This is a genomic window from Bacteroides timonensis (genome assembly GCF_000513195.1).
In the GTDB taxonomy this organism is placed as follows: domain Bacteria; phylum Bacteroidota; class Bacteroidia; order Bacteroidales; family Bacteroidaceae; genus Bacteroides; species Bacteroides timonensis.
The window spans coordinates 155,357-181,562 of the sequence record NZ_CBVI010000016.1; the positions used below are offsets into that span (position 1 = coordinate 155,357).

The following is a 26,206-nucleotide window of genomic DNA, read 5'->3' on the forward strand; positions in this document are numbered from 1 at the left end:
ATCTAAAAAGCAAGCAATATGAAAAGCAAATTTATACATACATTAGTGATAGGCGGATTATTAACAACCGCTTGTACAAGCAATTTCGATAATTTAAACTCCGAAGACGGTTCTTACGATTCTGGTAAGCAGGTCATGGACAATGCCGGATATACCATGTATTTCAATTCCATACAGCAAGGCATCTATTTTAACTACAACTGGGGAGAAGGTACAGATTGGACTTTCCAGACCATACAGAATTTAGGTGTCGATATGTTTGCAGGATATTTCCACGATATGGCAACTAAGTTTGCAGGAGAAAACTCCGTATACAATATGAACGACGGATGGAACAGTAGCAACTGGTCCACTTCATATAGCCAGACAGTTTCCGCACTCAACAAAGCGGAAGACTTTGATAGTGAGCTTCCACAATATATGTCTCTGATAAAAATATATAGAGTGGCAACTATGCATCGTCTGACGGATCAATATGGACCCATCTTATATGAGAACCATGCAACAGCGCCTGTAAGTCAGGAAAATGCTTATAAAGCTATGTTTGCAGATTTAGATGATGCCATCAGTTTAATAGATCAGACGCTCTCCAGTGGAATAGAGGATAAAATTTCTTATGACATTCTGATGAGAAGTCAATCAACTTACTCACAGTATGCTAAATGGGCTAATTCTCTACGTCTGCGTTTGGCAATGCGAGTATCTAATGTAAATTCTCAAATGGCATCCGAACAAGCCAAGAAAGCCCTCTCCAACAAATATGGAGTATTGGAAACAAACAACGACATAGTAGAAGTTTCAACCAAAACCGGATATAAAAATCCGTTGGGAACTATCGGGCTTAGCTGGTGGGAAGTTTATATGAACGCATCTTTAGAGTCCTTCATGGTCGGTTACGATGATCCACGCACAGATAGGTATTTCACCCCTTCTGTAGGCGGACTTGCCGATAACAGCCCTGCACAGCGCTTTGACTATGCAGGTATGCAAAAAGGTATTCCCCAGGGATTTAACTTCAATACACCTAAAGAAGTTAACCACTATAAGTTCCACTCACGTTGCACCATTACGGCAGATTTTCCGGCTCCGCTGATGACTTCTGCAGAAGTGTGGTTCCTGCGTGCAGAAGCAGCCTTACGCGGATACTCTACAGAGAACGTAAAAGATTGCTATGAGAAAGGTGTACGTCTCTCCTTCGAGCAATGGGGTGCCAGTGGCGTTGACGCTTACTTAGCAAGCGATGCCAAACCAACAGACTATAAAGATGTATTCTTTGAAAAGAACGATATGAAAGCCATGACTACCATCACTCCCAAATGGAATGAAGGTGCTTCTAATGAGGAAAAGTTGGAACGTATCATTACGCAAAAATGGTTAGCAGTCTTCCCTGAAGGTGCTGAAGCATGGGCCGAGCAGCGTCGTACAGGTTATCCTAAATTATTCAAGACATTGGCAAACCTGAGCGGCGGAACGATAGATACTGATAAAATGGTACGTCGCCTTCCATTCCCAGCAAACTTGAAAACTGACCAGCCTGAATTATACAGACAATTGGTTGATGCTTTAGGTGGACAAGACAATGGTGGGACAGACTTATGGTGGTCTGTAGGACAGAATAAATTTTAAATAAGACCAAGGTATAAGATTTTGATTAGTGGTGTTTTCTCCGTATTAGTTACGAGGGAAAGAAGATTGGAAGGAGTAAAGTCATTTGGGGGGGCTTTACTCCTTTTCTATCAGCGCATTACATTTACCAACCATTTACCGCAGGATGTAAAAGCATTTACCGCAGGATGTAACGCCCTTTACCTCCTATTGTAACGACCTTTACCTCGGTATGTAACGGTCTTTACCTCGGCGTGTAAATGGAGTTACCATTTGAGGTAAACAGAACCTCATGGAATGAAACAATCGTTGGGGGCGTATCTCTTTAATTGTCACTTATAGACCTGTATCGGCAACTCCCCCCGCAATGCTCCCAGAACATTGACAGCAAGTGCCTCCAGTTCATCTTCCCCGGGATAGACATGCACCGGAGCAAGAAAAGAAACCCGTTCCTTCAAACGGGAAATGACATAATCGGAATGAGCAATCCCCCCCGTCAGCAGAATTGCATCGACTTTGCCGTAAAGCACAACAGCGGCGGCACCCACACTTTTGGCAACCTGATAAATCATAGCATTCAGCACCAGTTCCGCTTTCGTATCCCCACCTTCTATGGACTTGATAATAGCAGGTATATCCGTAGTGCCAAGATGCGCTGCCAGACCGGCATGACCGGAAATACGCTTCTTTAGCTCATCTTTCCTGAAACGATGGGAATAGCAAAGGTCAATCAATGGGCCCGCAGGCAACGTCCCTGCCCGCTCGGGCGAGAAAGGTCCTTCTCCATCGAGGGCATTGTTCACGTCGATGCAGCGACCGTGGTTATGAGTACCGACAGAGATTCCACCACCCAAATGACAGATAATCAAGTTCAAATCTTCGTAATGCACCGGATGGTCGGGAGAAGCGGCTGTAAGTTCGGCAGCATAACGGCGGGCAATAGCACGCTGGTTCAATGCATGCCAGATGGTGATACGTGGCATCAAGGGCGAACCAGTGATGCGGGCTATCTCATCCAATTCATCCACTACACCGGGATCGGCTATGAAGGCACGACAACCGGAAAGCAATGCCGCCAATTCGGAAGCAATAAGACACCCCAAGTTGCACGCATGGCTTCTCATGGCATGGGCTATATCATCCAACATGGCATCGTTCACCTCGTACACTCCGCCCGGAATGGGTTTCAGTAATCCTCCACGCCCTACGATGGCATCAAATTCAAAAGGAATGCCATTCTCTTTTAAGGCTTCTATTACCAGATTCTTGCGGAATTCAAACTGGTCGATGACGCGAGGGAAATGGGAAAGTTCTCCTACCGAATGGCGAATGTTACGCACCAAAAGCGGAGTTGTGTCTTCGTATACTGCAATTTTCGTTGAAGTAGAACCGGGATTGATAGCAAGAATTCTCATAATTTAAGATTTGACGATTTACAATTTACGATTAGGATCACCTACTTTATCACCCTGTCACTTAGTCACAGGCACAAGTGAGGCATGCCATGGCAATACTATAATATTTAGAGAGACCGGAATCACTACGTGAGGGCAACACCACCGGACATACAGGACCTTGCAACAGGCCTGCCATATCAGCATGGGCAAACAAGGATACAGCCTTATAAAAAGCATTTCCCGATTCAATATTAGGGAAGATCAGCACATCCGCTTCTCCATTGATAGGAGATGCAATCCCTTTGATATCACCGCTTGTCTTCTCACAGGAAGTCTTTACATCCAACGGACCATCGATTATTACATTTCCGAATTCTCCGGCCTCCGCCAACTCCACGATATTGACATAATCTAGCGAATGGGGAAACTTGGCACTTACCTTCTCCGTACAATGAATAAGTGAAATGCGAGGTTGTTCAATACCAAAGTGGCGACAAGTATGGATAGCATACCAGATCATCTCTATGCGTTGCTGCAAAGTAGGTCGCGGAATTACGGCGGCATCCGAGAAGAACAACAACTTATCATACGTAGGAATCTGCATTACAGCCAGATGAGTCAGGATTTTACCCTTAGGCAACAGACCTTTTTCCTTGTCAAGAATAGCATGCAACAAATTATCTGTATTGATAATGCCTTTCATCAAAATATCCGCTCCACCCTCACGAACAATACGTACAGCCTCACGCGCCGCCTCATCGGGATCCTCTATATGCACCGTACGGACGTACTGGGGATATTTCTTCAATGTAGGATATTTTTCAAGAATCGCAGAGTCGCCAACCATCAGGAACTCCGCAATCCCTTCTTCCAGAGAACGGGCAATGGCATATTCCGTATTGGGGTCATTAGCACAAACTACTGCAATACGTTTCCTTTTGTTCAAGGATTTCAAGTGCGAGGTTAGTTGATCAAAGCTTCGAATAGGTTCCATAACGTTAGATTTTTAGCAAATATCTGAAAAAATGTCGAGAAATGCAGCATAACATCCTTGGAAATTTCATAGGCTTCATTTCATTTTGATAGATTTTTCCACAGATTACACAGATTAACGCAGATTATTACTTTTCTCTACTATTAGAATAAATCTGTGTTAATCTGTGTAATCTGTGGAGTAAACTAAATTTCGTTTTGAGTTATTTTATGTACTTTTGTCCCCATACGCAAAATATTGAATTATGAGCAGCCTTATTTTTCCGCCATACGTACAAAAAGGTGATCGTGTCATCATCCTTTCTCCTTCCAGCAAGATAGACAAGTCTTTTTTGAAAGGAGCCAAAAAGCGTTTGAAGTCCTGGGGACTGGAAGTGGTAATGGCTAAACATGCCGGAAGCTCACACGGAACGTATGGAGGCAACATCAAACAGCGCGTAGAAGACTTACAGAATGCCCTGGATGATGAAAAGGCTAAAGTCATTCTATGCAGCCGTGGCGGATATGGAGCAGTGCACTTGTTAGGGAAACTCGATTTTACCCGCTTCCGTGAACATCCCAAATGGCTGATTGGTTTCAGTGACATTACCGCATTACATAATGTGCTCCAGAAAGAAGGTTTTGCATCGCTCCACGCCCTGATGGCACGCCATCTGACGGTAGAATCCGAAGATGACTTCTGCACACTGGCACTCAAAGATATCCTCTTTGGACATTTTAATCCGGAGACGGCAGAATCTGTAGAAACCTCGGAAAATGGTTTCAACTATATTTGCCCCGGGCACAAATTAAACCATAAAGGAACTGCCAGCGGCATTTTACGAGGTGGCAACCTGTCCGTATTTTATGGGTTGCGTGGCACCCCTTACGATATACCTGCCGAAGGAAGCATTCTCTTTATAGAAGATGTAGGCGAACGTCCGCATGCAGTAGAGCGCATGATCTACAATCTGAAACTGGGCGGTATATTAGAAAAACTATCCGGTCTTATTATCGGACAGTTTACGGAATACGAGGAAAACAAGTCTTTGGGGAAAGAGTTATACGGTGCAATTGCCGACCTCGTGAAAGAATACGATTACCCCGTCTGTTTTAATTTCCCGGTAGGACATGTCAGCATGAACCTGCCCATGATAAACGGAGCGGAAGTAACGCTGGAGACCGGAAAAAAAGAAGTGAAATTAAGTTTTAATTTAGATAAAGAATGAAACGGAATTATACTCTCATCCCTTTATGCCTGGTGTTGCTTGCATTCATAGCATGCAGCAACAATACCAAGAAGGCAAGCGACGACGCTGAAGCAACTGTTAAAAACGTCGTCAATGTTCCACAGTTCAATGCAGACAGTGCTTACCAGTATGTGAAAGCACAGGTTGACTTCGGTCCACGCGTTCCTAATACGAAAGCGCATGTGGATTGCGGCAACTATCTGGCTGATAAACTGACAGAATTCGGCGCAAAGGTTACTAACCAATATGTAGACTTACCTGCCTATACCGGCACATTACTAAAAGCCCGGAATATTATCGGTTCCTACAAACCGGATACGAAAAAGCGTATCGTCCTTTTTTCGCATTGGGACAGCCGTCCGTGGGCAGACGCTGACCCGGACGCTAAAAAGCATTACACACCCATTTTAGGCGCCAATGACGGTGCCAGCGGTGTAGGCGTATTATTGGAAATAGCACGTCATTTGCAGAAACAGTTACCGGAAATGGGTATCGATATTGTTTTTGTAGATGCCGAAGATTATGGAACACACCAGGCTTACAACGGCCCGCATAAAGAGGAATACTGGGGACTCGGTTCACAATATTGGGCACGTAATCCGCATGTGCAGGGATATAATGCACGCTTCGGTATACTGCTGGACATGGTAGGGGGCAAGAATGCAGAATTCCGTTATGAAGGTTTGTCTCATGAAGTAGCTCCCAATGTCAATGAGAAAGTCTGGAAAACAGCCAATGCTTTAGGTTTCGGGCGCCATTTTGTACAGAAAAAAGGCGGTTTCGTGACCGATGACCATACGTTCATCAACAAGTACGCCAAAATTCCAACCATTGATATCGTTCCTTATTATCCCGAAGGTGATTTTTTTGAGCATTGGCACACTGTGAAAGATGATATGGATGCTATTGATAAGGCTACATTGCAAGCAGTAGGACAAACTATAATGCAAGTAATCTACAGCGAAAAATAAATCATAAATTATAAATCATAAATCTGCAACATGAGTATCAATGAACTACAAGACGAAGTGATCACCGAATTCAGCGACTTTGACGACTGGATGGATCGCTATCAACTCCTCATAGACTTAGGAAACGAGCAGGAACCGCTCGAAGAGAAATATAAAACGGAACAGAATCTGATTGAAGGTTGCCAAAGCCGCGTATGGCTGCAAGCTGACGAAGAGGATGGAAAAATTATCTTCAAAGCTGAAAGCGACGCTTTAATTGTAAAAGGTATCATTTCGTTGCTGATGAAAGTCCTTTCCGGGCATACACCGGACGAAATTCTAAATGCCGATCTTTATTTCATCGATAAGATAGGATTGAAAGAACATCTTTCTCCTACCCGTAGCAATGGTTTGCTGTCTATGGTGAAGCAGATGCGGATGTATGCGCTGGCGTTTAAGGCGAAACAAAAGTAATAAAAAAGCGATAAAAAGGTGGTAGGGTGACGCAAACTTTGTTTTTGCTATCTTTGCGCATGTTTGTGCGCAAGAAAAAGAATCACAGCGGTACGGTGACTATTGTAGTGGTAGATAAAAGTCATGGCCGATTTCGGGAAGTTCATAATTTGGGGACTTCTTCGGATGCGCATGAGATTGATAGACTGGAGATGGAAGCCAGAAAATGGATTTCTAAGTATGTCGGGCAGTCGGCTCTTGATTTGTGGCCGGAAGAGCGTCTTCTTCCGCAGTCAGAGATAATCAGCCGCATAAGAGATCTCCGTCAGGACGGGGCAGTGCTTTTTCAGTGATAATATTAAAGTTCATCTATTACCTCCTGCAGGGTCTTCTGCCTTTTCCCAGTCCGTTGTGCAAGGGACATTTCTGTCAGCCCTTTGCGGATGCCGTTCATCACCTCTTCCTTACTGATGTATTCGGTTTCTTCTTCTGTTACAGCTTTGTTTTGCAGGTTTTTCTGTGCGTTCTTCAGTGTGCGTTGTATTTTCTTCAGTACTTCCGGATTGTCTGTAGCGAAGAGTTGGCGGATGATTTCGGCGCGTTGTACGTCGAGGTTCATACTTGCGGATGCTATAATCAGGTTCTCCTATAAATAAAGATTACCCCTTGCCGGGGTAGGCAAAGGGTAAAAATAACAGGAATTCCCGTATCTTCCAAAAAAACGACGCTATATTACAACATTTTCTGTCTTTCCTATTTGGATTTGTACAGATTCGGTGATATAGGGTGTATAATCATTATCATCAGCTCTAATTAGAATTTTGTAATTTCCGGGATTTAATTCTACATGATTGGGGGCATTACTTTTTAATTTAATCATCTTTATTGTTTCATCTTGTTGCTCAAGAGGAGATATTATAGCAAACAAGTGGTTAGTCCATTCCGGCTGCCAATCGGTAAATTCAATGTTTAGTATGCCTGTATAAGTTGTATCATCTTCTGAACAAGCTGATGCAAATATCAGCGTTATAAAGAGTAGTCCTATAACCCTAAATGTTTTTTTTTGCAGATGTAAGAATGAAATTTTGGTGCATAATTTGTATTTCGTTTAATGTGATATTTAGCAATCAAATTCTTCTTGTATGATGGAAGAAACCATTCTGGTTGATGTGCACTGGTAGTCTTCCATATCCTCGTCCTTACAAGAACTTAACATTGAAAACGCAATTAACAAGTAAATTCCATAGTTCTTTTTCATATTCCTTCATATTCCTTAATTCCGCAACACTTTTGAAAAAAAGAAATTAAAACGCTGGATAATAACAAATTGACCAGCATTTTGTCATGTCAGAAGATTCACTTAACTTAGTGTTGCAAAAAAATCAAACAAATCTTCATCAGACGCGGCTAATGTACTAATAAAATTCGAACAAATTACACCTTTTGGCGGAATATTTTCAATCATGGAGCAATTTGATGCTCTTTTGTCCAACGTGATTGATTCAGCTTTGGGTCTGCGAAGCAAGACCTATGGTTACCAATACAGTGAAATATTCCGTTCTCTTATGTGTGTATTCTTTTGTGGTGGTTCTTGCATTGAAGACATATCCACTCACCTCATCCACCATCTTTCCCTTCATCCCAGACTCAAGACATGCAGTGCCGACACCATCTTCCGTGCCATATAAAGAACTGACTGTTGACAACATAGCCTATACCTCCCCAACATCAGAAAATTCATACAACTTCAACACCGCAGACAAAATGAATGAATTGCTGGTCCTGTCACTTCTGGCTACAGGTGGATTGTGCCGAGGACAAGCGTACGATTTGGATTTCGGCCATCAGTTCATTGACACTGAAAAGTATGACGCAAAACCCACTTACAAGAAATTTACTGGATACAGTCCGGGAGTAGCTGTTGTTGCCGATTATATTGTCGGCATAGAGAATCGTGACGGCAATGCCAATGTTCGTTTCTGCCAGCAGCACACATTGGAAAGAATCTTCACAAGGCTCGAAAAGAACGGCATCCGTATTAACAGAGCGCGTATGGACTGCGGTTCATGTTCAGAGAAGATTGTTGACACCATCAAGGCGCATTGCAAACACTTCTATATCAGAGCAAACAGATGTTCTGCTCTCTATGATGATATGTTTGTCCTATCAGGATGGAAGACTGAAGAAATCAATGGAATTGAGTTTGAACTGAACTCGATTTTGGTGGAAAAATGGAAGGGTAAGGCATACCGTCTTGTCATACAACGACAAAAAAGGATTGAATTTCCTATGAGTGTAGACAAGGTACTGGACATAGCCAAGACACTCTCCACAATAACAATTGAACTCCCGAATGGAGAAAACGTAGTCAAAACTCTCTTCTTGACGCAGGATCAGAATCTAATTGAGCCGGTATTTGCCGCTCTTGGCATTTAGGGTGACGCATTGTCAAAGTCAGCAGTCCTTTCCGGGCATACACCGGACGAAATTCTAAATGCCGATCTTTATTTCATCGATAAGATAGGATTGAAAGAACATCTTTCTCCTACCCGTAGCAATGGTTTGCTGTCTATGGTGAAGCAGATGCGGATGTATGCGCTGGCGTTTAAGGCGAAGAATAAATAGGGTGATAGGGTGGTAGAGTGATAAAATGGTGAGATTTATTAAGCACTATCACCTTATCACTCTATCACTCTTCCCCCTCCTGATATTCCAGAATATCTCCCGGCTGGCAATCCAATATCTTACAGATTGCTTCCAACGTAGAAAACCGGATGGCTTTTGCCTTTCCTGTTTTCAAGATGGAGAGATTGGCAGGCGTGATATCAATTTTCTCCGCCAGTTCGCCCAAAGATATCTTTCTTCGAGCCATCATGATGTCAAGGTTTACTATAATCATATCATTTCTTTTCAAGGGTTAGGTTAAATGGTCAGCTCCTGCTCTTCCTTCAGTTTCACACCTACGGCAAAGATTTCGGTAAGAAGAGCCAGTATGATATAAAACAGCCATTCGCCTTTCAGCGTATAGGAAACCACTTCATAACCGGCAAATTGTACCTGCGAAGCGACCTCGGTATATTGCAGCCAGGAACCTGCCTCCATACAAATGCTGACAAGTATAACCCCATACGCAAAACAACGCATCCGATACACATTCTTGCGGGTAAAAACATCCCCTTTCGTCACAAAGAATACCATCCGGAAGAGGCAATAGAAACCATATATCATAAAAAGAGCCAACAGCATAGATACGATCATCAATACCGTACGCCAACCGGAAGGTTCTATTCCGGCACCGGCAGAATCGACAGATACCGTCTCTATTTCGTAAGAAGCATACGTATTCAGTTGCGGACAAAATACAGAATCCGTTTTTGCCGCATCACCCGCTTGTAACGACAAGCTTATCGGAAAACTGGAAAACTCCCATTGTTCCCCTCCTTCATTCCATCCATCCATAAAGCCACGTGCTGCATCACCAAGTTCCACAAACAGAAACACGATGATTACCAACACTGCCAATATTCTTATTCTTTTCATGGTTATATTCTTCTTTAAATCGTTAATTCTTGCTCCTCTTTCATCCTCAACCCGATGGCAAATACTTCCGCAAAGATGAATGCCAATACACCCAGCAGAAGGCTGGAGTCGGACAGCGGGTGCAGCCAATTAAAGGAGTATCCCGGTATGGACAGCACTTGCGAAACCTGCCAAGTATTCAGATAACCAAACACAAAGTTACAGATAGAAACCAGCAGCAGAAAAAGGCCCAACTTGCGCAACCGCTTCACATTGTTCCAGCCGAAAATCTCGGAACGGTTGATATTGCGGATAAACTTGACGAATTGCACGATAGCCGCCACAGCGCAAATCAAAATGACCCAACTTGCCAGCATCTTACCTATCGTTACAGCAAGAGAATTCTCTGCATGAATAACTACAGCAGCCTGAGAGTAAAGAATAGGCACCTGCTCGCCGGTGGCGGCATTAAAGATAAAATCAGCATGTTCCGCAGACATGTTGTTGGGAAAGACATTTATCGGGTGAAGGTCAACCAGTTCGGATGCAGAAGTGGATTCCATTCCGGCTTTTCCTCCCTCAATAGCGCCCCAGATGACAGCATAAATAGATTCGGCCATCGAAAGCAGCAGCACGACAAATACCAGTGAGCAAAGGATATTCAGTCTTCTTTTCATAATTCAGTTGTTGTTGTAATGGGGTTGGTATCAGATATCTTATAAGTATTCAGTTTCTTCAAGGAAAGAAGGAACAGCAGTACGGCAATGACCAGGCAAATGATATAAGCCGGTTCTCCCAATAATTGAGATGTTGTGTCCACATCCGGATAGCTCAGGCTGAGCCAGACAGAAAGGCTGTTGTTCAGGATATGTATCAGGATACAAGAAATCAGGCTGCCGGTTCTGTAATAGAGCCAGGCAAACAAGAAGCCCGAAAAACAAGCACCCACCACCTGCGCCGGGTTCAGATGGAAGATACCGAATATCAATCCCGATATCAGAATGGCCTTAACGGGACTGTATTTCTTCAGCAGTACTTTCGTAATGGAACCGCGAAACAACAATTCTTCCAATATAGGCCCCAGCACGGCAATGCAGACAATACCCAGCCAGCCGGACTGCAACACATCAAACGTAGATTCCATCAAGTCGGGCAGAAACGTGAGATAGGACATCAAGAAATCAATCAGAAAAATAGAGGAGAGCCCGATAGCTATGCTCCAACCCAAATTGGAGGGAGAGACGAATGAGTACAGACGCTTGTCGCCCGTCAGGTACTTATTACGCCACAGATAAAGCCACATAAAGATAAAGCCGAACAGCATGGCAAATGGCAATATGGCCGTCTGCACTTGCCCAGCATCCAGTGTGCCGTAAGTGACATAGCTATATACCAGTCCGATGGGGGTAGCGGCTATCGCACCGAATATCTGCATCAGAAAGTAAATCAAAACCAATTTAATAGATGTTTTCATCGCTTTTTTTCCTTAAAAATTTGCAAAGATACCACTTTTCTCTCTCAATTTGTCAAGCTGTGACAATAATTCCCATTGCCAACATTACCACTGTGGATAGTGACAATACCAATAGCGTAATACTCATTAATGCTCTTCTCATAACCTTAACCTTTTCCTTTTTAGCGTCTTAATCTATTGCCAGAAGCTGCATATCCTCGTTTGCCGTGCTATGCTCTACCAGCAAATTCCAATCGTTTTCTTTCTCATCCCACTTGTAACTCAAGTAGCTCACGGCATCTCCTTCGAACAAGTAAACTGATTTCTCTTTCACATCGGAGTAAGCATTCGTCTTATCACTCCACAAAGCATATTCTACATCAGTCCCGATTTCGGAGTAGCTGTAATTCAAACAATAATAGCGTTCATAAGCTTGTTCTATCTCGCTCCATTTCAATGCTTCTTTCTGCACTATACGTCCTTGGGCATCATAGGTGAAGTTATATTTTAAATGATTCTGCAAGAATTTGCCTCCCTCTACTTTGAATACCAGTTGTGACTCTACTTGCTCACCATTCATCACTTCATTGTAAGCGAAGTCTTTTTGATTGTTACCACCAAAAGCGTTTACTACTGCTGTTACTGCGAAGATTACTGTCATTACTAAAGTTTTCATACTATTCAAATTTTATTAGTTTACTATTTGTATTTATCTGTTATTTCACTCGTTGTACTTCGTTTTTCGATAATCATTTATCGTTTTTCGATATGCAAAGAAAGAACCTTTTTTTTAAACCACAAAGAAAAACAGAAAATATTTATCGAAAAACAATAAAAAAGATGCGTTTTACGATAATCACACAGGAAAAATGCAAGAAAAAGGGTGGAAGTAGAAAAAGTAAATGGTGATTTAGCGCACTACGCATTAGGAGTGAGTCCCATGATGAAAGGGCAAAAAAGCCGAATAGAAATGAACGGCATTTACTGACCACCCTACCTTTCAGGGCACAACGTTATATGTATGCAGAGACCCGGGGCGTTATCCGGCTATAAGGTAAAAGGCTTTCAGCCTAAGGTTGCGCTGCCATTTCGCAACACTTACGAAACTTGAGTATGTAATAAGATAAGTGATGATTCTCTTCAACGAAGTATAGTCTTTATCTCCGCCTCATCCCGATGGAGTTGCGCTACCAGTTCCTCTATTGTATTGAATTTCAGTTCAGCGCGGGTGCGGCGCACAAAGGAGATGCGCATGGGCTGATTATAGATATCGGCATCGAAATGGAAGATGTTGACTTCGATACTGCGGTCGGCACCATTGTTCACCGTGGGACGGTGGCCGATGCTCAACATACCGCCATATTCTTTCCCGTCAAGAAATATACAGACGGCATAAACACCGTCGGCGGGAATTAGCTTATCGGCATCAGAAACACGGAGATTGGCAGTGGGGAAGCCGATAGTACGCCCCACACGGTAACCGCCTACCACTGTACCGTTCAAGAAGTAATCATAACCCAGGCACTCCGCAGCAAGGGTTACATCACCTGCCAGCAACAGATGGCGGATGACAGAGGAACTTACGGTATCTTCTTCTTGAATGATACCCATACCTTCTGCCGCATCCTTCTTTATATAAGAGTACGCACGCGCAAGCAGCACCTCCATTCCAAGCTCCTGCCCGTAGCGCACATAGTCATCGAATCCTTCGCTGCGATTATGCCCGAAACGATGGTCGTAGCCTATCACCAGCGCACGGATGCCATAGTCTTCTTTCAGCAGTTCCATAAACTGACGGGCCGTAAGACGGGCTATCTCAGGCGTAAAATCGAGCATGATGCAATCATCCACTCCCGTTTCGGCAAGCAAAGCCACTTTTTCCTCACAGGTAGTCAGCAGTTGCGGACGATAGTCAGACTGCATCACCTTGCGAGGATGTACGGGGAAGGTAACCACCAACGAGGCCAGACCGCGCACAGCAGCAACCTCGCGCACCTGTTCTATCAGGTATCGATGCCCCCGGTGCACCCCGTCGAAGAAGCCGATGGTGGCTACACTCGGGCGATTATCTGAACAAGTGGCTCCAATCTTCATGAGCTTTCGGTGCATAAACAGAAATACCCAATGACTCTGCTGTGCGACAATTGGCATCAGAGTCGTCGATGAAAAGCGTTTCCTTAGGATCAATGCCGGTTTCATCCAGCACCCGACGGAATATTTCGGCATCCGGCTTCACCATCTTCATTTCATAAGAAAGGAAAATTCTCTCAAAATAATCTTCCACCCGGAAAGCCTTGTAGTGAAAAGCATACTTGCAGGACCATTTCCAGTGAATCTCATTGGTGTTACTCAATAGATAGACCACATATTTCTCACGCAGTTTCAACAGCAAATCCAACTTATAGGTAGGAATACCTCCCAGGAAACTATTCCAGGCAGCATCTATACGGGCATCGGTCACCACCTTCCCTATCTGCTCACGGATCGCATTCCGGAACTCTACACTGGTAATCAACCCTTTTTCATGTTGCAAGAAGAAACCTTGTTGATGGCATACATCAAGCATAGCCTCTACATTGGGCATGCCTAACTTTGCAAAATTCTCAATACAACGCTGGCGGTCCAAGTCAATCAACACACCGCCAAAATCAATAATAAGGTTTTTAATTCCTTTCTCTTTCATTTTATTTCTGAGTTAAACGTCGGATGAAACGTATCGCCTCGCCCACCCATAATACCAATGAAGTGGAAGCAATAATAATCACCCAAGTGACTAAATCAAGCGGCACAGTACGGAATACGGCACCACCGAACTGTACAATAAGGAACTGTCCTACCAGGATAGCAAGTACTATCAGTTCCATACCATACGATTTGGAAATCCCTTTGAAAGCGGAGTCTGTAGTACCAAACACACGCGCATTGAAAAGGTTCCAGAATTGCAGCATCACGAAGAATGTGAAGAATATGGTCAAACGTTCCGGTGTCATGCCGCCCTCGGCATGGTTAAACCAGTACAACATTCCCATCAGTATAATCAGGAAAGCGCCACCTACACCTAAAATATAGGAGCGCATGGCTTTCGAAATAATAAAGTCACCGCTACTGCGCGGTTTCTCTTGCATAACACTCTCGCTGGGCGGAATAGAAGCCAGAGCCAAAGCAGCAAAAGTATCCATAATAAGATTTACCCACAACATTTGAGTTACAGTAAGCGGTAATTCCGTACCTATCAACGAGCCTAGCAAAACGATAAGCAAAGCCACGAAATTGATAGTCAACTGGAAAACAATGAAGCGCTGGATATTCTTGTATAGCGAGCGTCCCCACATCACGGCAGTACCGATACTATTGAAGGAATCGTCAAGCAAGGTTATGTCACTGGCTTCCTTGGCCACAGACGTTCCCGTACCCATAGAAAGCCCCACCTGTGCATGATTCAGTGCAGGAGCATCATTCGTACCGTCTCCCGTTACGGCTACCACTGCACCTTTTTGTTGTAACAACTGCACCAGACGTTGCTTGTCTGTAGGACGCGCACGCGACATAATTTTCAGGTCCATCACACGGTCCAGTGCTTCTTCATCTGTCAGTTCTGCAAAGGCAGCTCCTGTTATCCGGTTACGTTCCGTATCTTCCGGTTTCCACAAACCAATCTGGCGTGCTATTTCCGTAGCCGTCCCCGGTGTATCTCCCGTAACAATCTTGATATCGATACCGGCCGACTGGCATTTCGCAACTGCCGCAGGCACATCCTGACGGATAGGGTCACTGATAGCAACCACACCCAGGAATGACAAATCATGATCGGCAACCAATTCCACACAATCCCTTGTATCCGTATCCTCCACGATCTTGAAAGCAAAACCAAGAGTACGCATCGCCATATTCTGATAACCCAGCAATTGTTTTTCTACCGTAGAGCGATACTCTACCGCATCTACCCGTTTGCCGTCCAGAATAACATCCTTACATTTGCCTAAAACAATTTCAGGAGCACCTTTCACGTACAATACCTTCTTACCCATCAAAGGAGACTTCACCAAAGTCGCCATGAATTTACGTTCGGTAGAGAAAGTCAACTGATCCACAACCGGAGCATTCTCACGTAATTCCAGATAATCCCGATTCCTGCTATTCAACCATAAGAGCAAGGCTACCTCTGTCGGGTTTCCGACTCCTTTCGGTTTTTCACCTTCGGCTATTTCTTCCAGAAAAGCAGTAGAATTGGCACTGATACCTTCTACCACCAGTTTGCTGATATCATCTTCACCGACTTCTCCGCCATTTTTCAAACCATAGAAGCTCGGCTCATAAACTTGCATCAGATTCTGAGTCAATGTACCCGTCTTATCCGTACAAATCACTGTAATTGCCCCCATCGTCTCGCAAGCATGCATTTTGCGAACCAGATTATTGGTAGAAAGCATACGGCGCATATTCAATGCCAGACTGAGCGTCACACTCATCGGCAACCCTTCGGGTACCGCAACCACAATCAGGGTTACTGCCATCATAAAGTATTGCAGGGTAGCTTTCAATGCCGGAAGCCAGTCTGCAAAAGTGTGGAAGGTTGAAAAAGGATATACCAGTATTACATCTTTAATAAAGAAAATGGCAAATGCCAGTCCGGCCACCGAGAAGCCGATCTTTCCAATCAGATTGGCAAGTTTGGTAAGCTGTATGTTCAGGGGAGTAGGTTCCGTACTCTGTTCCGTACTTTGTCGGGCCACTTTTCCGATTTCCGTATCATCGCCCACACTGAGCACCCGCATTGTCCCATGACCGTCCACAACGGTAGTACCACGCAGCACACGATTGGAAGCATACGTAGCTTCTTCATCAAAATCCGCTTCTACAATCGTTTTATTTATAACGGGCTCACCGGTCAGATTTGATTCATTAACCTGCAAAGATATGGCTTCCAGCAGTTCACCGTCAGCTGGTATTTCTTCTCCTGTTTCCAGGACAATAATATCTCCTACCACCACATCTTTCCGAGGAATTTCCTGCACACGACCATTACGGATAACTTTCACCAAAGTTTCCTCATTTACCGCATTCAGCAGATCAAATTTTTTATTGGCGTCATATTCAAAGAAGAAACCGATTCCCGTAGCCAGCAATATAGCGGCAATAATACCGATTGTCTCGGCATATTCATTCTCTACGATCGAGATGATCAAAGAAAATAGCGCAGCCACTAAAAGCACCCTGACAACAGGATCCTCAAACTTTTCAAGATATAACTTCCACAGGGAGGGACGCTTGGGGGGCGTTAACAGATTGACTCCGTACTTTTCGCGGCTTTTTCTTACTTCGTCGTCAGTAAGTCCGCCATGATAAAAATCATCCTTCATTGCAGTCATGCAAATTGTTAGCTTTAATTAAGAGCCACAAAAGTACAATATTAATTTGGGATAGCGAATGTTATTAAATCTTTTTATAGGTTAGTCTTGCCATCAATCTCCGTGCCTTGCTCCTTTATCCGGCGTCCATTAATCGGGAGGGTAAACCAGAACGTGGATCCCTTACCATATTCAGATTCCACACCAATCTTACCACCCAATTTACGGACAATCATTTCGCAGATAGCCAGCCCCAGACCGGTACCTTTCTTATTTTGCTCTACCCGAACAAAGCGTTCAAAAATATGATTGACCTTATCCTCCGGGATACCGCTTCCGGTATCCTTCACATAGAAATAAAGACCTTCAGCACAATTATTATAGCCAAAAGCAATACTTCCCTCATCTGTAAACTTCACAGCATTGGTCATAAAATTGGAAATCACTTGTTGCAAACGGTTTCTGTCTGTATACATAATACATTCATCAGAAGGCGTTTCCCTGATTATCTGAATAACAGCAGATTTATCTTCCAGTCTCATACGGAACAATTGTTCTATATCAAGCATCAGTTGCTTGACGTCCACCTCAGAGAACGTAAACTCCAATGTACCCGCTTCTATTTTTGAAAGGTCAAGAATATCAGCAATCAACTGCTGCAACAACTCGTTATTAGAATGTACTATTTCCAGAAACTGCGTCTTCTCCTCTTCCGTATCGGCAGAAGCCAGCAATTCGGAGAAGCCGACAATGGCATTCAACGGTGTACGTATCTCATGACTCATATTGGCAAGAAAAGCAGATTTGGAGCGATCTGCATTCTCCGCTTTTTCACGGGCTTTATACAATTCCACTTCGGCTTTTTTCAAGCGTGTAATATCATGTACAGTAATTACCATGCCTTCCTTGTCATCTATCTCCATATATTCGCCGGAAATATACGTATCACATACTGAGACCTCTCCTCGCCTATCCCTTATATTGAGTGTAGCCTCCAAGTCCGTAAAACTACTTTTCGCACGATAAGTCTCTTCTATCTTTCTCCGGATAGGGCAACTGCCGCAAAGTTCATGCGTTCCGCATCCCCCTTCGGCGGACAATGCGTTATTACAACGCAGCAAATCTCCCACACGGGGTAATCTGCCTTCCGGCTTACGGGCTTTGGTGATATCATAGTAATTCGTCCGGATAACAACAAAATCCCTGTCTATCAAAAGAATAAAAGCATGGACATTTTGCATAATAGAACGGAACAGTTCTTCGGAACCGCGTAATGCTTTCCTGGCATTTCCCGCTTTAAGCAGCAGGCTTCTACTTCTACCGAGTTCAAATACATATAGCAACAGTACTCCTACAAGCACCGCCATACCGACCAGAATTAGTATCGTCATAAAGAGTTCATTTACAATAAATACAAAACAAATATATCTCTTTCAAATCAAAACCGGAAACAAAATGGCGGGATTTATTGTTATTTATACAGAAAACCTAAAAAATAGTTTTATGGACAAGTACATTTGCACCGTTTGTGACTACGTTTACGACCCTGAATTGGGCGATCCTGAAAACGGCATCGAGCCGGGAACATCGTTTGAAGATCTTCCTGAAGATTGGGTTTGCCCGCTATGCGGAGTTGGAAAAGAAGAATTTGAGAAAGCGTCCTAAGACGCTTTCTTTTCTTTTACATCACTGCTTGCCTCTACTACATTCACCACATAATCACCCAGTTTCTCACACTCGGCGATAATGTCCATATAGTAAACGCCCATCTGATAATCATATTCCTTGTTATTCACATCCAGAATATTCTGATTCTTCAGCTGATTGCGATAGTTATTAATTTCATTCTCAATATTGAATGACTTATTCACGTCGATGCTTTGGTGTTCGGAACGCTCTACAACGACAATCATCTGTGCCAACGCATCATCCGTCAGTTTCATCATAAAGTGAATATGGTCATATTGCTTTTCCGTGAAGTCCTGATTAGTCTGACGCTTGCGATTAATAGTACGCGCAAGATTATAACAGCTATCACCGATACTCTCAATTTCAGTTACTTCACGAAGCATTGCACGAATCTGAAGCTTACTCTCCGAACTCAAACGCCCGTCAGACACTTGGTTCAGATAATTGGCTATCTCCAACTCCATATTATCACTGATATTCTCATATTTTTCGATACGGCTGAACAGCTTATTATAATCATCGTCCTTATCCGTATGCAACAAGTCCTGTACCATATTGAACATACGGTGAGTACGTTCCGCAAACAGATGAATTTCCTTGCGTGCCTGCAAAATGGAAAGCTCCGCTGTAGAAAGCATACCACCGGAAATGAAGCGGAGACGATATTCCTCGTCAGCTTCTTTCTGCGGAATGATGGCACAAACCGTACGCTCTATCAGTTTTACAAACCAGATCAGCAGCAATACATTGCAGATATTAAAGCAAGTATGGAAAGCCGATAACTTAAATGAAACAGCTACGGCAGGATCTTTCGTTCCCATCACGTTTTCCACAAACCAGGATACGGCACTCGTAAACGGAGCGAACAGACAGAGTACCCAAATAACACCGAAGACATTGAACACCAAGTGAGCCAATGCAGCCCTCCTCGCCTGCGTATTACCGGTCAATGCGGCAAGATTGGCAGTAATAGTGGTACCTATATTCTCTCCCAATACCAATGCAGCACCCAATTCAAAGCTAATCCAGCCATTAGCACACATGATAAGCGTAATTGCCATCGTTGCTGCCGATGCCTGTACAACCATAGTCAGAATAGTACCGATAAACACAAACAACAGAATAGAAATATATCCCATATCGGTATAGCTTTGCACAAAGGCCAACATTTCCGGATTTGCTTTCAAATCCGGCGCATTGGATTGCAGCATGGAAAGTCCCATAAAGAGGAAAGAGAAACCGAAAATAAATTCGCCGATAGACTTACGATGACTTTTTTGAGAGAAGAGAAGAGGAATGCCGAAGGCCAGTAGAGGAAGTGCGAAAGCTGCTATATCAACTTTGAAACCTAACGCAGAAATAATCCATGCTGTAACAGTAGTACCGATATTGGCTCCCATTATTACGCCGATGGATTGGGATAAAGTTAACAGTCCGGCGTTTACAAAACTCACTACCATAACGGTAGTTGCGGAAGAGGATTGAATCAGTGCCGTGATCAGCACACCCGTCAGTACACCGGTTACCCGGTTGGTAGTCATTGCCGTTAGAATTTTCCGGAGCCTGTCACCGGCAAACTTTTGAAGTCCTTCACTCATTATCTTCATTCCGTACAGGAATAATGCCAGCGAGCCAAGCAGCTTTAAAAAATCATAAAAAGAATATTCCATCTTTAATTAATTAGAAGGTTTTATGCCACATCTGTTATTATATCTATATTTAACGTATTAATCACCTAAAAAGGAGACGTCATGAAACACATGTTACAAATTTGTTGCAAAAATAATAATATTTCTAAAGAATTCCCCATCGGGAGTTCACTTTTGGATATTTATTACGGTTTTAATCTTAATTTCCCCTATCAGGTTGTCAGTGCAAAAGTTAATAACCGATCCGAAGGGCTGAACTTCCGGGTATACAATAATAAAGATGTAGAATTCCTCGATATACGCGACTCTTCCGGTTTGCGGACGTATGTGCGCAGTCTTTGCTTTGTACTGTACAAAGCTGTCAACGAATTGTTTCCGGACGGCAAACTATTTGTAGAACACCCTGTATCCAAAGGCTACTTCTGCAACTTGCGCATTGGACGCACAATTACGCTGGAAGATGTATCCGCCATTAAAAAGCGCATGCAGGAAATCATAGACAAAAACATCACATACCGCCGCACAGAATGCCACACAACTGAAGCCGTGCGCATCTTTAATGAACGGGGGATGACAGACAAAGTAAAGTTGCTGGAAACTTCCGGCTCTATCTATACCTATTATTATTCATTAGAAGATACGATTGATTATTATTATGGTAATCTACTGCCCAGCACCGGCTTTATCTGGCTGTTCGACATTGTGAAATATTACGATGGGCTGTTGCTTCGCATTCCCAACAGGCAAAATCCTAATGTATTGGAAGAAGTCGTCAAGCAGGAAAAAATGCTGGATGTATTTAAGGAACATCTGCGTTGGAATTATATCATGGGATTAAGCAATGTCGGTGACTTTAATCTCGCCTGTGAAGAAGGACATGCCACCGATTTAATCAACGTGGCAGAAGCACTGCAAGAGAAAAAGATAGCCCAGATTGCCGATGATATCTATAATCGGGGCGAAAATGGCAACCGCGTAAAACTGGTACTTATCTCCGGTCCGTCCTCTTCAGGTAAGACCACCTTCAGCAAGCGTCTTTCCGTACAACTTATGACAAATGGACTTCGCCCATACCCCATCGCCCTGGACAATTACTTTGTGAACCGCGAAGACACTCCGAGAGACGCTAACGGAGATTATGACTACGAATCGTTGTATGCACTCGATCTCAAAAAGTTCGAGGAAGACCTGAAAGCTTTGTTGAGAGGCGAAGAAATTGATCTACCGAGCTTCAACTTCTCTACCGGACAACGGGAATACAAAGGGGACAAGTTACGGATTGACGAACATACCATCCTCATCCTGGAAGGTATTCATGCATTGAACCCGGAACTCACTCCGCAGATACCGGCAGAAAACAAATATAAGATCTATGTATCTGCCCTGACTACCATTTCTCTGGACGATCACAACTGGATTCCCACAACAGACAACCGTTTGTTGCGCCGTATCATCCGCGACTTCAATTACCGTGGTTACTCGGCGCGGGAGACTATTTCCCGTTGGCCCAGTGTACGAGCCGGAGAAGACAAATGGATCTTCCCTTATCAGGAAAATGCTGATGTAATGTTCAACTCAGCGCTACTGTTTGAATTTGCCGTACTGCGCTGCCACGCTGAACCGATACTGACCAGCGTCCCACGCAACTGCCCGGAGTATGCCGAAGCATACCGGTTGCTGAAATTCATCAAATACTTTACTCCGGTACAAGATAAGGAAATCCCGCCGACATCACTTCTGCGTGAGTTCTTGGGAGGAAGCAGTTTCAAATACTAATCCCTGACATCTGTCCTACCCGAGCCGTACCTGCACCGTACCCGCTCCGTAGTTGCTCCGTACTCTATGGTACGGAGAAGGTACGGAGCGGATACGGAGATAACACGGAGCCGGTACGGAGATCATACGGAGATAATACGGAGCTGAATATAATTTCATGTACCCTAATCACCCAAAAAATGAGCCAAACCAAGTTTTTAAGCACTTTTCTTGTACAACCTACAGAAGAATGTCTTAACTTTGTAAGCAAATAAAATGAATCATATATGAGAAAGATAATTACCCTACTCTTCTTAGCCGCTTTCTGCATTTGCAGTCAAGCCTATTCACAGAACCGTGCCGATGAACTGATGAAACAGGCACAGGAAAATCTCGCAAAAAAAGAATATATCAAAGCCCGCTATCTTTTCCTTCAGGCTTACAATGCTTTCTCCTCCCAGGCAAAGTATGACAAAGCAGTGGAATGTGGCGTCAACGCCAGTGCCCTCTACCATCGGGAAAACTATTATAAAGAAGCTTTTGAACTGTTGCGCGGTGCTGAACTATTGGTTACAGACGGTGAGCAGAAAAGTGGCAAGACGATGCCCGACCTACGTTTCCGTATCAACAAGGAACGCCTGCAAATGTATATCAACCTCAAGAATCCCGCCCGTGCCAAAGAACAACTGGTCAAATTGGAAGAGACAGCCAAAGCAGCAAAAAATGATTCACTCAGCAATGATTTGCTTTATACCCAGGCCAATTACTACTATACCTTTGGGATGAACTCGCAAGGGGACGCTTATATCAACCGTCTGATCGGTCAATATAAGGAACAGAAGAATTATGCAAAGGTAGACGAGTCATATAAAACCCTGATCGATATTGCCCGTAAAGCAAACAATGCCGGACTGGTAGCCCGTACGTACGACAAATATATCCTTTGGACTGACTCTGTAAAAGCTCTTACTGCCCAGGATGAGTTGAACGTGCTGAAACGTAAATATGACGATAGCCTGCAAACTATCGAGGAAAAAGACAGCTCACTCTCTGCCAAACAGTACATTATCATCGGCCTTTGCATCCTTGCCGGGCTACTGGCCGCCGCGCTGGTATTAGCCGGTGTCGTATTGCTGCGTTTTGTCCTTCTTACCCGGAAGCAAAAGAAAGCTATCCAGATAGCCAATGAGCACAATGAACTGAAAACTAAGTTTATCCAGAATATCTCCTCACAAATGGAGCCGACACTGAATACTCTGGATACTACCTTACCGGGCGTCCGTGCGCTGAAAGGCTTTGCTGAACACATTCAGGAGTTGTCCGATTTGGAAAGTACACTCTCTGAGGCTTACGAAATGCGTGAAATCAATATTAATACTTTCTGTGAAAGTGTTATGGATAAGATCAAAAGCGGCTTGAAGTCAGACATAGCTACTGCCGTGAACGCACCGAAACTCAGCGTCAAGACCAATCCGGAGCAACTTGAACGTATTCTTCTCCATTTGCTGAATAATGCAGCCGAGTTTACCCCTGAAGGTGGTAAAATCTGGTTAGACTTTAAAAAGCGCGGAGCACACACCCACCAATTTATTGTCAGTGATACGGGAAGTGGTATTGCCGAAGAGGAACAAGCAGACTTGTTCAAACCTTTCACCAAAGTGAAAGACCTTACAGAAGGGGATGGTTTAGGATTACCCATTTGCTCTCTGATTGCCACAAAAATGAATGGTAGCCTGACATTGGACAGTAGCTATACCAAAGGTTGCCGCTTTGTTCTGGAGTTACATACCTGAAAAAACATACCTTAACTCAATACCCCCTATTTATGAACTTTAGTTCATAAATAGGGGGTTATTCATTTTACAGACCGACATTACATTGTTTTATCATTAGAAACGGGTATTTTTGCAAGCTGCAACAATAAACGATAAACCAATGAAAACCAACATCTTAACTGCACTATTACTTATATATTGCATATTAGCGGCCTGTACCCGTTCCAGTCCGAACGCCCAACTTTTACAAGCTGATTCTCTCATGCAGAAGTTCCCGGACAGCGCTTTACATTTTTTAGAAAAGATTCAACCGGAAGAACTTAACTCATTAGAAGATCGGGCATACCATGCACTACTGTTGACAGAAGTCAAGGACAAGAACTTCATACAACAAACGGAAGATTCACTGATACGTATTGCAGTACAATACTACGACTCCACTAAAAATACACCTATGCAGGCAAAGTCATATTATTACTTAGGTTGTATATGGAGAGACAAAGACAAGCATCCCGAAGCCCTGAAAGAATTCTTTAAAGCCATAGCCTATTCCAAGAAGGCTAATGACAACAAATTAACCGGATATATATATAATAATATAGCCAATCTATATCTTTCACAAAGGTTAAATGAACAGGCAGACTCAATCTATCAAATCACAGAAAAGCTGGCTATCCAAGAAAAAGACTCTAACTTATGGGCAGATGTATTATCACAACGAGGTATGATTGATATTAATAGAGGAAAAAAGTACTACGACGAAGCTGAACAAAAAATACTCACTGCATTTAAAATATCATGCCATATCGCTCAAAAAAGTATGATAGCTAAAACCGCTTATTCGTTAAGCCTATTATATGGACGCATGAATATGGGAGAGAAAGCTGTCAAATATGCCAAACTAAATATTATTAACCAAGATAATCCCAATGTGGCATACAGGGATTTCTTAATTCTGGGAGAAGCTTACTATAAAGTATCACAATATGATTCGGCTTCAATATTCTTAAATAAAAGCCTATGTAGTGATGACAATTATACAAAGGCAGGCGCATACATGCGTTTAGCTGATATTGCCCAAAAGCAAGGAAATATAGAAAAAGCACTCGAAATGGAAAGAAAATATTCCGCTCATCTGGATAGTGCCCAACAAAAGCAGCAAAGTGCCGCAATCGTCACAACCGAGAAAAATATACTAATACAACACAAACAGTCGGAGTTTAAAACAAACTTAGGACAACTTTATTATTATATAACCACAGGAACCGCGTTTTTTCTTGCATTATTTCTTGTATTATTAAAGTGCTACAAGAAGAAAGTAAACTATTACAAACAAAAAGAAATAGAAATGGGTAAAAAGCTAGAAGAAGTGTTACGACAGAAGAATGAGCAAATCAGTTTTCTACAAAAGGAGATAGCGCAACATAGCTATAGCCAAACTGAAAAGCAAAGCTTAAAAGAAGAGCTATACACCTTAAAAACAGAGCGGCAAGCATTATTGAAAGAATCTTATGAACATTCCGAAGTATGTGTAAAAATGAAACGTATCATCCAATCATATAAAAAAACCGATAAATCGGATGAGCATTTCGATGAGGAAGACTGGAAACAGTTAATAGCAGAAACTGATATACGCTGGAATGATATTACTATCCGCTTGGCCGCAAAGTATCCTTTGTCTCAAGATGAGATACACCTTTGTTGTCTGCTTTTAACAGACATACCCACCAGTCATTTCAGATATCTAATGGAATGTAGCAGGGATGCCATATATAAAAAGGGTAAAAGAATACTGGAGCAAAAGATGAAATGCACTGATAAATCTATTTCACTCCGGGATTTCTTAAAACAGTTTCTATAAGAATAAGGTGAAAAGGCTCCAATGACAAGACGATCCCCTACATTTCTACACTTTTTATACACTTTTATTGGATAAATTCTCTCTAAATTTGCCACCGTCATAACAAATTAAAAGTATATCTTATGAAGAAGTTATTATTTGCATTTTTTGTATTAGCGGTAGTTATGGGTAGCACACCTTTGCATGCCCAGCATTTTACAATGACCGATGATGATGAAAGAGAGATTCCTCTGTTTCCAGCAGGTTCTAAAGAAGGTGGTCCTGTAGCCAGAAACATCATTATCCAACCCGCCAGTACCTATATTAATAATGATATGGTCACTGTAGTTTTCAACTGTGATACGCCTAAGGCAAGTATTACAATTACAGACGCCTCCGGGGTAAATGTTTATTCCGGAGCAAGTATTCATCCTACGCTTATCACTATTGATTTAAACGCAACAGAGCCGGGAGAATACTACCTGGTAATTGAACTGGGAGAAGCCCGGTTGAGCGGAAACTTTACACTTTAACAAAGAACCTAACCTAAA

23 protein-coding genes and 2 pseudogenes are annotated in these 26,206 nt (G+C 43.1%); 12 read left to right on the forward strand and 13 right to left on the reverse strand.

Annotated features, from left to right (window positions below; genetic code table 11):
- Window positions 1-18: 18 nt before the first annotated feature.
- Entirely contained in the window at window positions 19-1,626 is a 1,608-nt protein-coding gene (locus tag BN161_RS05630) for a SusD/RagB family nutrient-binding outer membrane lipoprotein (RefSeq protein ID WP_044263698.1), read from the forward strand.
- Window positions 1,627-1,937: 311 nt separating this feature from the next.
- Here BN161_RS05630 and buk read toward each other — a convergent pair whose 3' ends face one another.
- Together buk and BN161_RS05640 are read right to left on the reverse strand one after the other, a co-directional pair.
- Window positions 1,938-3,020 carry a butyrate kinase gene (buk, locus tag BN161_RS05635; RefSeq protein WP_044263701.1) on the reverse strand — a complete coding sequence of 361 codons (1,083 nt, stop codon included), beginning with the start codon at window positions 3,018-3,020 and terminating at the stop codon, window positions 1,938-1,940.
- A 61-nt stretch (window positions 3,021-3,081) separates the two neighbouring features.
- Window positions 3,082-3,996, reverse strand: a complete 915-nt coding sequence (locus tag BN161_RS05640; protein WP_044263702.1) for a phosphate acyltransferase — start codon at window positions 3,994-3,996, stop codon at window positions 3,082-3,084.
- 244 nt (window positions 3,997-4,240) lie between these two features.
- Between BN161_RS05640 and BN161_RS05645 the strand changes: the two genes are divergently transcribed.
- The 4 genes from BN161_RS05645 to BN161_RS05660 are packed head-to-tail and all read left to right on the forward strand — an operon-like array spanning window position 4,241 to window position 6,980.
- Window positions 4,241-5,203: a S66 peptidase family protein gene (locus tag BN161_RS05645; RefSeq protein WP_044263703.1), complete on the forward strand. Its 963-nt coding sequence runs from the start codon at window positions 4,241-4,243 to the stop codon at window positions 5,201-5,203.
- A complete protein-coding gene (locus BN161_RS05650; protein WP_044263705.1) occupies window positions 5,200-6,195 on the forward strand; it encodes a M28 family peptidase in 996 nt (331 codons plus the stop codon). The genes BN161_RS05645 and BN161_RS05650 overlap by 4 nt, the downstream gene beginning before the upstream one ends.
- A gap of 30 nt (window positions 6,196-6,225) precedes the next feature.
- On the forward strand, window positions 6,226-6,648 hold the full coding sequence (locus BN161_RS05655) for a SufE family protein (RefSeq protein WP_044263706.1): 423 nt from the start codon (window positions 6,226-6,228) through the stop codon (window positions 6,646-6,648).
- Window positions 6,649-6,674: 26 nt separating this feature from the next.
- The gene (locus tag BN161_RS05660) at window positions 6,675-6,980 is read left to right on the forward strand and encodes a hypothetical protein (RefSeq protein ID WP_125910756.1); all 306 of its coding nucleotides are present in this window, start codon (window positions 6,675-6,677) and stop codon (window positions 6,978-6,980) included.
- Between the two features lie 5 nt (window positions 6,981-6,985).
- Here BN161_RS05660 and BN161_RS05665 read toward each other — a convergent pair whose 3' ends face one another.
- On the reverse strand, window positions 6,986-7,246 hold the full coding sequence (locus BN161_RS05665; RefSeq protein WP_044263710.1) for a hypothetical protein: 261 nt from the start codon (window positions 7,244-7,246) through the stop codon (window positions 6,986-6,988).
- Window positions 7,247-8,090: 844 nt separating this feature from the next.
- Here BN161_RS05665 and BN161_RS05670 point away from each other — a divergent pair.
- Together BN161_RS05670 and BN161_RS28465 are read left to right on the forward strand one after the other, a co-directional pair.
- Window positions 8,091-8,910, forward strand: a pseudogene (locus tag BN161_RS05670) (IS1380 family transposase); the annotation flags it as partial.
- Between the two features lie 177 nt (window positions 8,911-9,087).
- Window positions 9,088-9,252: pseudogene (locus BN161_RS28465) on the forward strand (SufE family protein); the annotation flags it as partial.
- A 64-nt stretch (window positions 9,253-9,316) separates the two neighbouring features.
- Here BN161_RS28465 and BN161_RS05675 read toward each other — a convergent pair.
- From BN161_RS05675 to BN161_RS05715, 9 genes are all read right to left on the reverse strand, one after another.
- A complete protein-coding gene (locus BN161_RS05675; protein WP_044263713.1) occupies window positions 9,317-9,526 on the reverse strand; it encodes a helix-turn-helix domain-containing protein in 210 nt (69 codons plus the stop codon).
- A 23-nt stretch (window positions 9,527-9,549) separates the two neighbouring features.
- Window positions 9,550-10,167, reverse strand: coding sequence for a DUF2975 domain-containing protein (locus BN161_RS05680; RefSeq protein WP_044263716.1), 618 nt, complete (start codon window positions 10,165-10,167; stop codon window positions 9,550-9,552).
- Between the two features lie 14 nt (window positions 10,168-10,181).
- Window positions 10,182-10,823, reverse strand: a complete 642-nt coding sequence (locus tag BN161_RS05685) for a DUF2975 domain-containing protein (RefSeq protein WP_044263719.1) — start codon at window positions 10,821-10,823, stop codon at window positions 10,182-10,184.
- The gene (locus tag BN161_RS05690) at window positions 10,820-11,620 is read right to left on the reverse strand and encodes a CPBP family intramembrane glutamic endopeptidase (protein ID WP_044263721.1); all 801 of its coding nucleotides are present in this window, start codon (window positions 11,618-11,620) and stop codon (window positions 10,820-10,822) included. The genes BN161_RS05685 and BN161_RS05690 overlap by 4 nt, the downstream gene beginning before the upstream one ends.
- A gap of 169 nt (window positions 11,621-11,789) precedes the next feature.
- Entirely contained in the window at window positions 11,790-12,275 is a 486-nt protein-coding gene (locus BN161_RS05695; RefSeq protein ID WP_044263722.1) for a DUF3836 domain-containing protein, read from the reverse strand.
- A gap of 464 nt (window positions 12,276-12,739) precedes the next feature.
- Window positions 12,740-13,693, reverse strand: a complete 954-nt coding sequence (ribF, locus tag BN161_RS05700; protein ID WP_044263725.1) for a riboflavin biosynthesis protein RibF — start codon at window positions 13,691-13,693, stop codon at window positions 12,740-12,742.
- Window positions 13,665-14,282, reverse strand: a complete 618-nt coding sequence (locus tag BN161_RS05705; protein ID WP_044263729.1) for an HAD family hydrolase — start codon at window positions 14,280-14,282, stop codon at window positions 13,665-13,667. Before BN161_RS05705 ends, ribF begins: the two co-directional genes overlap by 29 nt.
- Before the next feature lies 1 nt (window position 14,283).
- Window positions 14,284-16,968: a calcium-translocating P-type ATPase, PMCA-type gene (locus BN161_RS05710; RefSeq protein ID WP_044263732.1), complete on the reverse strand. Its 2,685-nt coding sequence runs from the start codon at window positions 16,966-16,968 to the stop codon at window positions 14,284-14,286.
- A gap of 74 nt (window positions 16,969-17,042) precedes the next feature.
- The gene (locus BN161_RS05715) at window positions 17,043-18,338 is read right to left on the reverse strand and encodes a PAS domain-containing sensor histidine kinase (RefSeq protein ID WP_044263734.1); all 1,296 of its coding nucleotides are present in this window, start codon (window positions 18,336-18,338) and stop codon (window positions 17,043-17,045) included.
- Between the two features lie 112 nt (window positions 18,339-18,450).
- Between BN161_RS05715 and rd the strand changes: the two genes are divergently transcribed.
- A complete protein-coding gene (rd, locus tag BN161_RS05720; protein WP_007211919.1) occupies window positions 18,451-18,612 on the forward strand; it encodes a rubredoxin in 162 nt (53 codons plus the stop codon).
- On the opposite strand, the gene BN161_RS05725 is transcribed toward rd, so the two are convergent.
- Window positions 18,609-20,306, reverse strand: coding sequence for a Na/Pi cotransporter family protein (locus BN161_RS05725; protein WP_044263736.1), 1,698 nt, complete (start codon window positions 20,304-20,306; stop codon window positions 18,609-18,611). The two genes, rd and BN161_RS05725, sit on opposite strands and share 4 nt — an antisense overlap.
- Window positions 20,307-20,387: 81 nt before the next feature.
- Here BN161_RS05725 and BN161_RS05730 point away from each other — a divergent pair, with 81 nt between their 5' ends.
- From BN161_RS05730 to BN161_RS05745, 4 genes are all read left to right on the forward strand, one after another.
- Window positions 20,388-22,061 (forward strand): nucleoside kinase, encoded by a 1,674-nt coding sequence (locus BN161_RS05730; RefSeq protein WP_007211917.1) that lies wholly within the window; start codon window positions 20,388-20,390, stop codon window positions 22,059-22,061.
- Window positions 22,062-22,327: 266 nt separating this feature from the next.
- Window positions 22,328-23,833 (forward strand): ATP-binding protein, encoded by a 1,506-nt coding sequence (locus BN161_RS05735; RefSeq protein WP_044263740.1) that lies wholly within the window; start codon window positions 22,328-22,330, stop codon window positions 23,831-23,833.
- Window positions 23,834-23,975: 142 nt separating this feature from the next.
- The gene (locus BN161_RS05740; RefSeq protein ID WP_044263795.1) at window positions 23,976-25,676 is read left to right on the forward strand and encodes a tetratricopeptide repeat protein; all 1,701 of its coding nucleotides are present in this window, start codon (window positions 23,976-23,978) and stop codon (window positions 25,674-25,676) included.
- A 122-nt stretch (window positions 25,677-25,798) separates the two neighbouring features.
- Window positions 25,799-26,188: a DUF3244 domain-containing protein gene (locus tag BN161_RS05745; RefSeq protein ID WP_044263743.1), complete on the forward strand. Its 390-nt coding sequence runs from the start codon at window positions 25,799-25,801 to the stop codon at window positions 26,186-26,188.
- Window positions 26,189-26,206: the final 18 nt, after the last annotated feature.